This is a genomic window from Nostoc sp. NMS7 (genome assembly GCF_017115085.1).
GTDB lineage: Bacteria > Cyanobacteriota > Cyanobacteriia > Cyanobacteriales > Nostocaceae > Nostoc.
The window spans coordinates 32,651-46,725 of record NZ_JABXKJ010000262.1; the positions used below are offsets into that span (position 1 = coordinate 32,651).

Annotated in this window: 11 protein-coding genes; 3 read left to right on the forward strand and 8 right to left on the reverse strand. The window is 42.2% G+C overall.

Going from position 1 to position 14,075, the window contains the following annotated elements; all coding sequences use genetic code 11:
• The first annotated feature begins 18 nt into the window (after positions 1-18).
• Positions 19-1,743: a Na/Pi cotransporter family protein gene (locus HWQ38_RS38210; RefSeq protein ID WP_292805053.1), complete on the forward strand. Its 1,725-nt coding sequence runs from the start codon at positions 19-21 to the stop codon at positions 1,741-1,743.
• Positions 1,744-1,747: 4 nt separating this feature from the next.
• On the opposite strand, the gene HWQ38_RS38215 is transcribed toward HWQ38_RS38210, so the two are convergent.
• The 4 genes from HWQ38_RS38215 to HWQ38_RS38230 all read right to left on the reverse strand — a co-directional run bounded on the left by HWQ38_RS38215 (position 1,748) and on the right by HWQ38_RS38230 (position 4,604).
• Positions 1,748-2,782 (reverse strand): PDDEXK nuclease domain-containing protein, encoded by a 1,035-nt coding sequence (locus HWQ38_RS38215; RefSeq protein ID WP_292805056.1) that lies wholly within the window; start codon positions 2,780-2,782, stop codon positions 1,748-1,750.
• 245 nt (positions 2,783-3,027) lie between these two features.
• Entirely contained in the window at positions 3,028-3,774 is a 747-nt protein-coding gene (locus tag HWQ38_RS38220; protein WP_292805059.1) for a creatininase family protein, read from the reverse strand.
• Positions 3,775-3,947: 173 nt separating this feature from the next.
• Entirely contained in the window at positions 3,948-4,208 is a 261-nt protein-coding gene (locus tag HWQ38_RS38225) for a cupin domain-containing protein (protein ID WP_292805061.1), read from the reverse strand.
• 36 nt (positions 4,209-4,244) lie between these two features.
• A complete protein-coding gene (locus tag HWQ38_RS38230; protein WP_292805064.1) occupies positions 4,245-4,604 on the reverse strand; it encodes a Mo-dependent nitrogenase C-terminal domain-containing protein in 360 nt (119 codons plus the stop codon).
• Positions 4,605-5,809: 1,205 nt separating this feature from the next.
• Here HWQ38_RS38230 and HWQ38_RS38235 point away from each other — a divergent pair.
• Positions 5,810-8,467: an ATP-binding protein gene (locus tag HWQ38_RS38235; RefSeq protein ID WP_292805067.1), complete on the forward strand. Its 2,658-nt coding sequence runs from the start codon at positions 5,810-5,812 to the stop codon at positions 8,465-8,467.
• Between the two features lie 377 nt (positions 8,468-8,844).
• Here the strand turns inward: HWQ38_RS38235 and HWQ38_RS38240 are convergent, their stop codons facing one another.
• The 4 genes from HWQ38_RS38240 to HWQ38_RS38255 all read right to left on the reverse strand — a co-directional run bounded on the left by HWQ38_RS38240 (position 8,845) and on the right by HWQ38_RS38255 (position 12,177).
• Complete coding sequence (locus HWQ38_RS38240; RefSeq protein ID WP_292805070.1) at positions 8,845-9,612, reverse strand: superoxide dismutase; 768 nt, start codon at positions 9,610-9,612, stop codon at positions 8,845-8,847.
• Between the two features lie 111 nt (positions 9,613-9,723).
• Positions 9,724-10,830, reverse strand: coding sequence for an ABC transporter ATP-binding protein (locus HWQ38_RS38245; RefSeq protein ID WP_292805073.1), 1,107 nt, complete (start codon positions 10,828-10,830; stop codon positions 9,724-9,726).
• 422 nt (positions 10,831-11,252) lie between these two features.
• Positions 11,253-11,423 (reverse strand): type II toxin-antitoxin system HicB family antitoxin, encoded by a 171-nt coding sequence (locus HWQ38_RS38250; RefSeq protein WP_292805076.1) that lies wholly within the window; start codon positions 11,421-11,423, stop codon positions 11,253-11,255.
• Positions 11,424-11,448: 25 nt separating this feature from the next.
• Positions 11,449-12,177 carry a GUN4 domain-containing protein gene (locus HWQ38_RS38255; RefSeq protein ID WP_292805079.1) on the reverse strand — a complete coding sequence of 243 codons (729 nt, stop codon included), beginning with the start codon at positions 12,175-12,177 and terminating at the stop codon, positions 11,449-11,451.
• A 275-nt stretch (positions 12,178-12,452) separates the two neighbouring features.
• On the opposite strand from HWQ38_RS38255, the gene HWQ38_RS38260 reads away from it, so the two are divergent.
• Entirely contained in the window at positions 12,453-13,874 is a 1,422-nt protein-coding gene (locus HWQ38_RS38260) for an NADP-dependent isocitrate dehydrogenase (RefSeq protein WP_292805082.1), read from the forward strand.
• Positions 13,875-14,075 lie beyond the last annotated feature (201 nt).

Consider the following 14,075-nt stretch of genomic DNA (forward strand, 5'->3'; position numbering starts at 1 on the left):
GACAAGGTAAGTGTGCTGATGCTCAAGACTCACGACCCTACACAAATTCTCATACTGTTAATTGGGGGTTCGACCCTGCTTCTCTATGGTGTGAAACAACTTACCGATGCAATGGAGCGGGTATTGGGTTCACGTCTGCGGCTGACGATGATGACGTTGGCGAAGCGGCCAATGGTAGCTTTTGTGTTAGGTATAATCGTCACGATGCTAACCCAAAGCTCCACAGCAACTGCCTCGGTGATGGTGGGACTAGTCAGCACCCAGTTAGTGCCATTAGCAACAGCAGCGATCATCCTACAGGGATCTGCTGTTGGTTCTACATTGGTAGTACAACTGCTGGCTTTCCACATCACTGACTATGCACAAGAGTTCCTGGGTTTAGCGGCAGCATTTGCTTTGTTGAGCCGACGCAAGGCTCTGCGGGATCTTGGGCGTGGCGTATTCAGTTTTGGATTGGTGTTGCAGGGTTTGGCGATGATTGACGCCAGTAGTGCCTCCATTGCTGATAGTTCCATTACGAATGAGATTATGAAGGTACTTTCCCAGTCTCCTGTGGTGTTGATACTACTAGGGGTGCTGCTGGCAGCTGTGTTTGTCTCCAGCATCGCGGCGATTGGAATCGTAATGGTGCTAGCTGGGGCACATGCCCTGCCACTGGAAGCTGCTCTGGCAGTAACACTGGGTGCCAATATCGGCACAACACTGATGCCTTTACTCACTGCATTCAACCAAGGCAGCGTCGTTGCACGCCGACTAGGATTCATCTATGTTGGCACCAGGCTGGCTGGGGGTGTATTGGTATTGGTATTGCTGAATCCCTTGGCGGTATTATTGACTCGTCTGCTGCCCAATCCATCAACACAAGTAGCATTGGCACACCTGGGATTCAACTTGATTTTGGCGATCGTTTTTGTCCCACTAGCAAATTCACTTGCAAACTTCGCTACCAGACTGTTACCAGAACCGGAGGCAGAAAAGAAACTGAGTGTGCGCTATCTTGATCCCAATGCATTGACATTACCCGCCATCGCACTCGGTCAAGCAATGCGTGAAATTCTGCGGATGGCAGATTTGGCAACAGAGATGCTACAGCTTAGTATTCAGGCGTTTGAAGAGGGAGTGAAAGATTTGCCTAAACAAATTGGGGCACTCGATAACCAGCTTGACGATCTGGAAACTGCTATCAAGCATTACCTAATTCAACTCGATGAGGAATTGCTGACGGAGGAACAGTCGCAACGGGAGTTAACATTGCTTCATATCAGTACGGAGTTAGAGGCAATTGGGGACATCATTGATCGACAAATCATGCGATTAGCTAGACGCAAACGACGCAAGCAAATTGCTTTTTCTCCGCAAGAGTGGAACGACATTGTTGCTTATCACGGCGATGTGCTGGCACTGCTGCAACAAACACTGACAGGGCTGGCAGCACAAGACCCAACTATCGCAGATGCAGTCTTGTCCCAGCGCCAGTCGCTCAACCAAATTAAGCGGGAAATTTATCTCCGGCATCTCCAGCATCTGAGTTCAGGAGATTCTGTGAGTCTTAATGCCAGTTCCATTCATTTGGAGATGGTTAATGCCATAAGTCGTATTCTCTCCCATACCTGTAGTATTGCTCGTGTTATTCAGGAAGAGTTGTCAGTTGTTGACAGGTTTGAGCCGAAGGAAAAGCGATCGCCTTCCAACCCTCAACTTTCACCTTCAGAACTCGAAACTTGGGCTTCAAAACCCGGCTGACAACTTACATTTCTTCTATAGACTTTCTGGCTTCTTCTATCTGTGCTGCCAGCTTTTCTCCATCTGGTAGTTTTAGTTGATATTCTCTAGCTAAAATATTGGGTAAGTTTTCTAATGCATAATGTGCAACAGCTTCATCTTTTTCACTGCACAATATCAACCCAACAGGAGGATTTTCTCCAGGATATATCCAATGTTCTTTAGCATAATTCACATAAAAATTCATTTGTCCAGTATCAGCAGGCGTTAATTTTCCCAGCTTCAAATCAATTACTATCAGACATCTCAGCACACGATGAAAAAATAATAAATCGACCCTGTACCATTCATCGCCAACGCGCAAACGTTTTTGACGAGCTACAAAAGCAAATTCACTTCCCAATTCTAAGAGAAAGTATTCCAGCTTATCGATTAATGCTTGTTCTAAATCACTTTCTGAATATTCATCTTTCAATCCTAAAAATTCTAAGACAAATGAATCTTTAACTTCTTGTTCAGGAGTTAAGATATCTTCTACCTGCTTTTCTTCACCTTTCTTCAGCAACGCAGTTTTATTTTGTGACAGGGCTACTCGCTCATAAAATTTACTTTCTATCTGTCTTTTTAGTTGTCTTTCGCTCCAACCTGCGCGTAGTGCTTCCGTTTCATAAAATTCTCTCGCTTTCAAGTCCTGAACTGAAAGAAGACGAACATAATGTGACCACGGCAAAGGAAATTTTTGAGCTAAAGTAGATAAATTAGATTCCGCAGACAGTGTTTGCGAAATTTGCCATTCCAGATAAAAACGACGCATTAACTCTAAATTACGCTCAGAAAAACCTTTGCTAAATCTGGCTGTTAAGTCTTCTGAAAGCCTTTTTATGACTGCTGCTCCATATTCTGCTCGCTTCTCTCCACGCTGTTCAAGTTCTACAATCCGTCGCCCAATTTCCCAGTAAGTAGCTGTCATGATTGCATTGACTGAACGAGCAGCAGCACGACGAGATGATTCTAAGAGTTTGATTAAATCAGTTAAAGTGTTTTCGTACTCGTTAATCATGATGTCTTTCTCAACTGCAATTTTCTGTTTAGAAAATTAATCTATTCTATTGCGTCATTTTACGACTTATCAAATAACTATAGCAATCCTATTTGATTTGTGAAAATTACAAGATTCAGATCCCCGACTTCTTTAAGAAGTCGGGGATCTCGTTATTCAGGAATAATTTAGTAGGGCTATATTCTCAAAAGATTTTATGCAGAGACGCAATTTTACTCGCATCTCTACAATGCGTTTGCATGGTTTTATTCTGCGTTCACAAATTCCAAATATCCATTGCTAAGTTCTTTCACCGCCAAATCATAAAATTGTTTACCGTGTTCAGGTGTTGCTAAAGCCGGATTTGATCCCATGCGTCCATCTGGATAACGCACTCGAAAGTCAGCCGCACTATAAATCCTGTGTCCGCTTGCAACTTCTGCTGAAAGCGGTGCTTGCTTAATCGCCTCTGGATAAACGTACTGCGTCAGGGCTATTTCACTTGGGGTTGCATGAGAACCTTCTTGATCCCCATATAATTCTTTAGCTAGCTTATATACAGAACCGCACATAAACCAGTTTGCCACTTGACATTGTACCTGTTGAGCATTGACAATCTGCAAATCTTCTAAATGAGCATAAGTTTCTGAGAAAGCAGCTTTGAGAGTGGCGATGTTTCCACCGTGTCCGTTAATAAAGTAGAACTTGCTAAAACCAGCTTTGGCTAAACAAGTTACATAATCTCGCACTACTTGAATTAAAGTGCTGGGACGCAGACTGATTGTGCCAGGAAAGGAAGTATGATGCAGTGCCATGCCCACATTGATTGTAGGGCCAACGATCGCTTGGGTTGCATCACCGACACCACCAGCGATCGCTTCTGCACAAATGGCATCAGTGCCAATTAACCCCGTTGGCCCATGTTGTTCTGTGGAACCAATAGGGAAAATAATCCCCTTTGACTGCTGTAAATAAGCTTCGACTTCTTGCCAAGTACTTAAATGCAGTAACATTTTTGATGATTTTCCTCAATAAAATTGCTGTGGAACGAAACCTTTTTCTGTAATTCAACTCCCACTAATACGATTATGAACTCTCTGGATTTGAAGTGGCCGCGATCGCACAAGATCCCCGACTTCATAAAAGTTGTCGGGGATCTATTTCTGCCATCACTTTTGGCTATTGACTATTCAAAGTAATAATGCTTCTTTACGTCCCTTGTAATTTCCCATGTGCAGGACATACCAGCGGGAAAAATCACTAAATCGCCTTTACCCATTTGCACTGGCTGTCCACCATCAGGAGTAATAACTACATCACCTGCCAAAAAGTAGCAAGTTTCTTGAGAATCATCAGCCCAAGGGAATTTTGAGACTTCCTTTTGCCAAATTTCCCATTTAGAGACACCTAATTCATTGAGACGTTCAAGTCTTAAGTTGATGCTCAATTTGAATCTTCCATATTGTGTTTTCTCTAGTTATGTTCAGCAATAAGATTGAATATCCTCTCCACACTGATCTACTAGATAACACAAAGCGCGAAAACGCAAGTAAACAAGTTCGTTATAAAGCGGATTCAGCTTACACATTGGCGGAATGTGGCCTATTTTGCGACCAAAAAGCATAATATCACGCTCGAATGGACACTGAGCAGGAATCAGTTTAGCAATAAATTTGGCTAATTTGCGATTCTGAATCTCAATTTTGTCGAGCCATTGACGTAATGGTTGCAGTAAATCTAATTTAGGTTGAGGAAATTGCTTTTTACTACCTGCTTGATTTTTTGGTTCTAAAGGGTTAATAAAAGCAGGCAGAAAAATACGCTGATTCTTTGTTTTAAGCATAGTTGTAGGCAAGGTTTTCCTTGTGTAGATGAATTATTTGCCGATTAGGAATATTACCATGTAATCTGTCGGGTCAATTTGCATTGTGCTTGTAAATTAAGAAGCAAAGTAGCAGAGTGCAAATAATTTACATGGATCTTTGGGGGGAGAAATGGTTTAACTAATTGTTATTTAAACCCACCAAATCATTAAGAACTGTCCCGCTAAATACAAAATAACAAAGAAAATATAAAAATTGTATTTCTTTAACTTATAAATTTCTAATCTTGAAGATAGCAATTTTATATATTAGATATAAATGCTTAGTTCGGAAACTGCCTAGTATCTAGAGATATAGTTTATGGTAAATAAACATAGTTTTCTTCTGACCTCATATACATTTTGCTAGGATTAGCTCCTAATATCTCTCGATTTTAGCGTATTGAATATCCACAAATTTGTCTTATATACTACACAAGCTAACGTAAATATTATCTAATAAGCGGCTCTGACCTCTCATTTACAGCGCTGGACTTACCGCAACTCACTGGCTTACCCCTTATACCATTTCACTAAAACCCTGATACATATAGATTTCGCGTAGGGGCACGGCAATGCCCATACGTGTCAACTTAACGTAAAACCCATGTCCCGCAAGGAACTGAAGTTCCTTGGCTTTTAGCGAAAGTCATCTAAAGATCACTAAATAATCCGAAAAGTCTTTAGTCTACTGAAGTAGACTTTAGCTAAAAGCCAAAGAAATTTATTTCTGGGCGGGACTGGAAGTCAACAAGCGATTTCTAGCTGAAGTTGACACCAATGGGCAATGCCGTGCCCCTACCAACGTATTTGTATCATAACAGTATTAGTTGTCGTAGCTTTCCGGGGTGAATCAGCTATGGTTGTTTTCTGTAGGATATTTGTCTGATCAGGCAACACCTGCTCTATCTAATCATGAAAAACTTATTTTTTAAAATATCTCAAGTTGCTACGGTCTGGATATTTGCTGATATATTCTACATTCTGTTGCTCTAATTTTGACAGCAATTTAGGTGGAAATGCTTTTGATAAATGGTAAATATAAACGTTTTGTTCTTTTGCCAGAAGTGCTATATTGGCACTTGACCTCACCGAGTACAAACTATGCTTAAGCCCACAGGACAGCGAAGTAAAGGTGTTGTACTCAGTAGTAGAGGACAGTCAGGGGAAGCAGGGGGAGTGGGCAGATGAACAAAAATACTGGGCAAGGTGGTGTTTTTTCCCTGCTTAAAGGCGTACCTCTAAGTTACATCCTGGTGGCGTTGTTTGTGCTGCAAATTTTCCTAGCTGTGGGATTGACTGCATATTTATCAATCAGCAACGGGCAAAAAGTAGTCTATGAGGTAGCTAGCGAATTGCGTCGTGAAGTTGCCAATGGAGTCCAGCAGAATTTACAAACTTATCTGTCAACCCCGCGTCACGTACTACGCAGTAATCAAAATATCATTGATATGGGGTTGCTGAAGATCGAGAATCTTGCAACCTGGGAGCCATATTTAATCGAGCAGTTAAAGATTTTTCCAGATGCGTTGGCGTTAACGGCAAGCAATGAACAGCAAGAATACTTAGCGGTGGAGAAGCTCAACGATCGCCAATTTTTGCTCAGAAAAGCCTCTAAGTCAACTGGGTACGATCTCTACACCTACAAAATTGATTCTCAAGGTCAACGTACTCAACTACCAGAGGTGATCAAAAATTATGATCCGCGATCGCGTCCTAATTATCAAGCAGCAGTTACCGCCAGAAAATTCAGCTTTAGTCAGATTTTTGTACCCCTGACTGAACCAACACTCCTGATTAGTGCTTCTCTTCCTATCTATAACTCTCAAGGTGAGTTACTCGGAGTCAACAGCACTTTAACTCACTTATCAGAAATTGGGAATTTGCTGCAAAATATCAAAGTTGGCAAGTCTGGGCAGATTTTTATTATCGAGCGATCGGGGCTATTAGTCGCAAGTTCCACAACAGAAGAAGCATTTCGCTTACAAAATGGTAAACCGATTAGGTTGGCAGCTTCCCAGAGCGGGAATTCTTTGACTCAAGCAACTGCTAAATATTTAGTAACTAAATTTAGTAATCTTGACCAGATTCAAAGTTTACAGCAACTAGATTTCTCCTTTGACGGCAAACGTCAATTTTTAGAAGTTAGACCGTTACAAGGCGAACCAAATATCAACTGGTTGATTGTGGTAGCTGTCCCAGAAGCAGACTTTATGGGACAAATTGATCGCAACATTCAAACGACAATTTTTGTCTGTCTGGGAGCATTGGGATTAGCTACTATATTGGGGATTGTCACCGCCCGTTGGATAACTCAGCCAATTTTGGACTTCAGCAGGGCGACAAAAGATTTAGCTGATTTTACTAATGGTGAAGATTCAGTGGTGAAAGTACAGGGTATTAAGGAACTAAATGTGCTGGGCGGATCTTTCAACGACATGGCGCAGCAGTTACGCAAAACCTTTACTGCACTGACTACGAAAAATCAAGAGTTAGAACTGCAAGTTAAGCAGCAAACTCAAGAATTACAGCAAGAGATTCAAGAACGTATCAACAGTGAGCAAAAACTAGGACAGCATAGTCGAGTACTGGCAGAACTGGCAAATCACAAAGCGGTTTTTGAAGGAAATCTAGAAACAGCATTCAAAGTTATCACCGAAAAAGCAGCCAATGCTTTAGAAGTAGAGCGAGTGGGTGTGTGGTTATTCAATAGTAAGACCGACGGCGGGTTGCGCCAACGCACCAAACTACAATGTATAAATCTCTATGAACGTAGTAAACAGAGACATTCGACAGATATAGAACGCAACCTTGCAGATTATCCGATCTACTTTAAAGCTCTGGCGGCTGCGCGTACCATCACCGTTACTGACACTCGCACCGATCCCAGAGTACAAGAATTATGGAATGAACTACTACCAAATAATATTGTATCCCTAATTGATACCGAGCTTTGGGTTGGGGGCGAAGTGGTGGGAACAGTATTGTATGAGCAGATTGGTATTAAGAGGACATGGGAACTGAGTGAGCAAAATTTCGTTAGCGCCATCGCGGAATTTGTCGCCCTGACTTTAGAAGTATGCGATCGCATACGGGCAGAATCCGCTCTGTGTGAGGCTAAAGAAGTAGCCGAAATGGCAAATCGTGCCAAAAGCACCTTTTTAAAAAACATCAGCGATGAACTGAGGACTCCCTTAAACTCCATTCTTGAAATCACACAGTCGCTCCAAGATGAAGTGTACAGCCTTCTGAGTGAAGAACAGCGCCAGTCTCTAAATATCCTCGAATCTAGTGGTAAGAACCTACTAGAATTAATTAACCAGATCCTTGACCTTACCGACATCGAATCCAGCAAAATAGAACTGCAACTAGCTACTACTTCAATTCGGGGATTATGTGACTCCAGCCTAAGTTTTGTTAAACATTTGGCGTTCCAGAAAAATATCCACCTGAGTATACAAATACCGGAAGAACTCGAACCCATCCAAGTTGATGAACGCCGCATTCGCCAAGTATTTATCAACCTGTTGACTAACGCTATCAAGTTTACTAAAGAAGGAGGCAAAGTCTGGATTGAAGTTCAGCCAAATTCCACAAATAAATATATCTTTTTCAGCGTAGTAGATACGGGGATTGGTATGCTTTCCGATGACCTTTTCAAATTATTTCAACCTTTTATGCAAGTTGAAAATTCCTCTACGCGACGTTCTACAGGCACCGGTTTAGGATTAGTGATGGTACAAAAAATTGTCGAGTTGCACGGTGGGACTGTCCATGCTGAAAGTCAGTTAGGGAAAGGTAGTCGATTTACAGTCAAACTTCCTTGGAAAAAAGTTGGGGAGTAGGCTTGCCGTGAGCGTAGCCGAATGAGAGTGGGGAGTTAGAATTAATTATTACAGCAGTTTTCATGTTTGGTGAAACAATATAGCCCTACTTAGGGATTTCCAAATAAAAAAATACTCAACTACTTCTTGTGGGGTGGGCATCTTGCCCGCCCCACAAGATTGGATAATTTATTTGTTGGAAGTCCCTTAATCATTCGTGAACAACAAGATCCCCGACTTCTCTAAGAAGTCAGGGATCTGAGTCTTGCGATTTTCACACATCAAATAGGATTGCTATACATCCTTTCCACATTTGCTATCACATCAAAAAACTGGCAGCAGAAATAATTTCTATTGCCAGTTTTTCAGCGCTTATAACTCTAAATTGTTGTCTGGTTTCACGCAAATCTACTTGCGGCTGCAAACCGGTTGTTAATCTCATCCCAATTAACCACATTCCACCAAGCATTTAAATAATCGGGGCGGCGATTCTGGTAATTTAGATAATAGGCATGTTCCCATACGTCATTACCCAGAATGGGATATTTGCCTGCACTTAGGGGATTATCTTGGTTAGCTGTAGTTGTGACTTCCAACTTGCCACCTTTGTTACGCACTAGCCAAACCCAACCACTACCAAAACGGGCAGCACCAGCTTCGTTAAACTGTTTTTTGAAAGCTGCAAAAGAGCCAAAATTTTGATTAATCGCGGTGGCTATACTTCCTGTTGGTTCTCCCCCACCTTTCGGCTTCATAATTTTCCAGAACATTGAGTGGTTGACATGACCACCGCCATTATTGCGTACTACTTTGCGGATATCTTCTGGCACATTGTCAAGTTTTTGCAACAGTTCTTCAACACTTTTGCCTTTGAGTTCTGGGTGTTTGTCTAAGGCTGCATTCAGGTTTTTTACATAAGTTGCATGGTGTTTATCATGGTGAAACTGCATCGTTTTAGCATCAATGTGTGGTTCCAGTGCTTCGTAGGCGTAAGCTAAAGGCGGTAGTTGGATAGCACCTGTTGTATTTGCTGTTGTATTTGCTGTTGTGTCGGCAGTTGCAGTGTTTGCCTTAGGAGATTTATCTGCCAATGCACAAGCATCTAATGCAAAAGTACCTGCACCTGCTGTAAATAAGAACAAGAAATGGCGTCGATTAATAGTCATATAAGTTTTTGGGACGAATCCATTAAATTTCTATTGCAATTTTTATTTTCTTAGATTATGGCTACAAGAAATTGGGAATTGGCAATTATTTCTGGCAGTTTCAAACCAGAGTCACTCATGAGGTAAGATTCTGTCGCCAGTTTTGGAATCAAATATAAACAAATGATTTAAATCGAGTTGTAGAGAAAGGCGATCGCCTGGACGCAAACGCACATCAGAGCCTACCTGAATATTCAACACCACCGCCGAACCAGATAAACCAGCCCGAATCAAAGTTTCCCTCCCCAAAGGTTCCACCAGTTTAACTTCAACCGATAACAGTCCTGAGTTTTGAGTACTCAGTTCTGAGTCAGTGTTGATTTTTATATGCTCTGGACGAATCCCCAAATCAAAACTGTCTCCCTGACGCAACTGTAATTTTTCTTTCACAACTGCTGGAATTGCTAATAACTGTCCACTCACATTAAAACCGTTATTTTGATAGATTACAGGCAAAATATTCATTGGCGGACTGCCTAAAAAACTTGCCACCATCTGATTAATGGGACTTGCATAAATAGTTTGGGGATCGCCGATTTGTTGAATCCGCCCACGATTTAGCACGACAATTTTATCAGCCAAAGTCATTGCTTCAACTTGATCGTGAGTGACGTAAATAGTTGTAATGCCTAATTCTTGATGTAGCTGTTTCAATTCTGCCCTGGTATCATCGCGCAATTGGGCATCTAAATTAGATAAAGGTTCATCAAGTAAAAATACTTGTGGTTCACGAGCGATCGCTCTCCCTAATGCTACCCGTTGTTGCTGTCCCCCAGAGAGTTGTTTGGGTTTACGATCTAGCAGGTGATCTAGAGAAAGCGATCGCGCCACATTCATCACCCGTTCTTGAATGATTTTCCGGTCAACCTGACGCATTTGCAAGCCAAAGCCGATATTTTGCGCCACACTCATGTGAGGATAGAGAGCGTAGTTTTGAAAGACCATCGCCACATCCCGTTGTCTGGCTGGGATATTATTCACCAAGCGATCGCCAATAAAGAGTTTACCAGATGTGGCGGTTTCTAAACCCGCGATCGTTCGCAAAATTGTAGACTTACCACAACCCGATGGCCCAACTAAAACCCAAAACTCGCCATCAGGAATTTCAAAGGTAATATCCTCGATCGCGGTGACATTATTAAATCGACGCTTAATATCTTCTAAACGAACGTTTGCCATTATCTGATTTGATATTTTCAGTTTGGGATCTGCGCCAAGTAACCTCCAACTCAGCACTAGTACAGCACGGCGTAAATAAGCCACCCATTTCTAATGTCTGAAACCCTTGCTATAACGTAATTACGAATTACGCGTTCGCGTAGCGTCTCGTAGAGAAGCGGTACTAGGGGCTTTTATTTGTCCCCTCTGAGGAACTGTGAGGCTGCTTTGTAAGTGCAGAAACTTGGTTTTCCTGCACAATTGTAATCAAAAATCTTAGAGCCTCATTGACAGCATCGGCATTAGGAAAAACCTCTGCAACATCAGGTTCTAAACGAATTGTTGTCTTACCAAAGCTCTTTCGTTCAGGTCCGAACTTTCTGACTTTTAGGCTCTTTAAGTCATACTCTGATCGCAGACTACAGCATGAAATTTTTGACTTTTCAGACATCCTCTAAACAAAGTTCAATTACTTCTTTGATATTAGCCATCAACTCATCAATTGTTTCTCCCTGACTGTAACAGGCTTTTAACTGAGGGACTTCTCCAACATAGTAGCCATCTTCATCCCGTTCAATGATCACGTAGAATTCTCGGTTGTTGGGATTGATCATAATCTATTTGTACCTAGGCTGAAAATCATTTTTCTGCATTCTCCGACCAAGCTGGGTGAGAGAGTAAAGAAGCAAAGACTCGTACCCCCCGAAGTTGATTAGAGAGGGGTAAGTGACCTCTAGGCGCACTCAAATTCCAGGTAAACTCGTTAGGGTATCGCGTCCAGATGTTACCTGCTTTCCAGCCAATTTTCGGCCAGAAATTCTCCCAATTTTTACCCAAACTTAACCAGATTTCTCGCTGGACTGAAAAGCCAAATTTACCTTCGGAGTGGACTAACCAGAGGTTGTTAATAGTTTGCAAGTCAACAGCCGAGACATTTTCTACCTCACTAAAATACAACCATTTTCGCTGTACAGCCGTTGTCCCTGATAGTTCACACATTTTTTCGATGGTGACGCGATCGGCTGCTTGGAAGTCTTGAGCCGCCAGTAGTTGTTGCAAAGAATTGTAGTTAATCCCGCACTCTGATTTTAGAGGTACAATTCCTTCAGGAAAACAGGAGCATAGAAATTCTTTAGCTTGAGGTGCATCAGAGTTGTAGAGGACTTGGTAAGCTTTGCCATCAACCCAAGTCGCTGGGTTCTCACGTCGTTTCAGTAAAAATTCCATCAACACGTCTAATCCTTCATTACCCAACTCAGCTAGCTGTGGGATTATCTGCTGTTGGACTTTTTCAGACCCAGCGATTAACGGTCGTCGGAGGGAGTCAATGTCATTAGCAGGGCTTGATAAAATCATTGGGTCTGTCATGCCATTCTCGTATTAGCGGTCAGTGAAAGAGTGGTAAGCTATTGGGCTTCTCCAAGGTGAAGCACTGATAGCGAAAAGTAGTTTACTATTTTTGATCGTACAAAATTGCGATCGCTTCACTGAATCCCACACTTAATCCCGAAATAATGTACAAGGGAAATAGGGGGAAAATCTGCGCCTGATAACTTGGTAAACAAAAGACATAGTAAAATATGCAAGCCTTGCCACATAAGGATTTTTTGACTAGCAGCGTATCCATTAGGAGTGTGTGAACTATGTACGACAAGATTACCCCCCCCGCAACTGGAGCAAAAATCACCTTCAAAAATGGTGAACCAATCGTACCGGACGATCCAATTATCCCCTTTATTCGGGGCGACGGCACAGGTATAGACATCTGGCCTGCTACTCGAAAAGTGCTAGATGCTGCGGTAGCCAAAGCATATAAGGGTCAGCGTCAAATTAGTTGGTTCAAAGTTTACGCTGGGGATGAAGCCTGCGATTTATACGGTACTTATCAGTATTTACCTCAAGATACTCTCACGGCAATTGAAGAATATGGTGTAGCTATTAAAGGACCTTTGACTACTCCCGTTGGGGGGGGAATTCGTTCTTTAAATGTGGCGCTGCGGCAAATTTTTGACTTGTATACCTGCGTGCGTCCTTGTCGTTACTATGCAGGTACGCCCTCACCCCATAAAAATCCCGAAAAGCTGGATGTAATTGTTTATCGGGAGAATACGGAAGATATTTATTTAGGGATTGAGTGGCGACAAGGTAGCGAAATCGGCGATCGCTTAATTAAAATTATCAATGAAGAATTGATCCCCGCCACCCCAGAACATGGGAAAAAACGAATTCCTCTTGATTCTGGTATTGGCATCAAACCGATCAGCAAAACTGGTTCCCAGCGCCTAGTCAGACGTGCGATCAAACACGCTTTGCTATTGCCCAAACACAAGCAACAAGTGACTTTGGTGCATAAGGGCAACATCATGAAGTACACCGAAGGCGCTTTCCGTGATTGGGGTTATGAATTAGCAATCAATGAATTTCGCTCAGAAACTGTCACTGAACGGGAATCTTGGATTTTGAGTAATAAGGAAAAAAATCCGAATATTTCCTTAGAAGAAAACGCCCGCCAGATTGATCCGGGATTTGATTCTCTCACCGAAGAGAAAAAAGCGGAAATTATCAAGGAAGTTGAAACTATTCTTAACTCAATTTGGGCAACCCACGGCGATGGCAAATGGAAAGATAAAGTTTTGGTGAATGACCGGATTGCTGACAGTATTTTTCAACAAATCCAAACTAGACCGGATGAGTATTCGATTTTGGCGACGATGAACTTGAACGGCGATTACTTATCTGATGCCGCCGCCGCCATTGTTGGCGGTTTAGGAATGGGGCCAGGGGCAAATATTGGTGATGCTAGTGCCATATTTGAGGCTACCCACGGCACCGCACCCAAACACGCCGGTTTAGATCGTATTAATCCTGGTTCACTGATTTTGTCTGGGGTGATGATGTTAGAATTTTTGGGTTGGCAAGAAGCCGCAGACTTAGTTAAGAAAGGTTTAAGCGATGCGATCGCAAATAGTCAAGTCACCTACGATTTAGCCCGGTTGCTAGAACCGCCAGTTGAACCATTAAAATGTTCGGAATTTGCCGAGGCAATTATTCAGCATTTTGGTTAATACAGTGACGTACCTACACTTCTCTAACGAGTAAGTGTAGGCTTCTCAAAGACTCCTCATTGAGGACATAATTTGAGCTTTAAGATCGTGCGTCCCACGATTCTTTATATTTATACTTGCGTTCAAATCCCTACACAAACTGATTTTATAGCAATCGAAGTATAGGTTAGGACGCTAAACGAACAGCCGTATCAACTCTCT

Bases quoted from the DNA above. Each gene is read 5' to 3' on its own strand.
- HWQ38_RS38210 (WP_292805053.1), top strand. From the start codon at position 19: ATGCTCAAGACTCACGACCCTACACAAATTCTCATACTGTTAATTGGG.
- HWQ38_RS38215 (WP_292805056.1), bottom strand. From the start codon at position 2,782: ATGATTAACGAGTACGAAAACACTTTAACTGATTTAATCAAACTCTTA.
- HWQ38_RS38220 (WP_292805059.1), bottom strand. From the start codon at position 3,774: ATGTTACTGCATTTAAGTACTTGGCAAGAAGTCGAAGCTTATTTACAG.
- HWQ38_RS38230 (WP_292805064.1), bottom strand. From the start codon at position 4,604: ATGCTTAAAACAAAGAATCAGCGTATTTTTCTGCCTGCTTTTATTAAC.
- HWQ38_RS38235 (WP_292805067.1), top strand. From the start codon at position 5,810: ATGAACAAAAATACTGGGCAAGGTGGTGTTTTTTCCCTGCTTAAAGGC.
- HWQ38_RS38240 (WP_292805070.1), bottom strand. From the start codon at position 9,612: ATGACTATTAATCGACGCCATTTCTTGTTCTTATTTACAGCAGGTGCA.
- HWQ38_RS38245 (WP_292805073.1), bottom strand. From the start codon at position 10,830: ATGGCAAACGTTCGTTTAGAAGATATTAAGCGTCGATTTAATAATGTC.
- HWQ38_RS38250 (WP_292805076.1), bottom strand. From the start codon at position 11,423: ATGATCAATCCCAACAACCGAGAATTCTACGTGATCATTGAACGGGAT.
- HWQ38_RS38255 (WP_292805079.1), bottom strand. From the start codon at position 12,177: ATGACAGACCCAATGATTTTATCAAGCCCTGCTAATGACATTGACTCC.
- HWQ38_RS38260 (WP_292805082.1), top strand. From the start codon at position 12,453: ATGTACGACAAGATTACCCCCCCCGCAACTGGAGCAAAAATCACCTTC.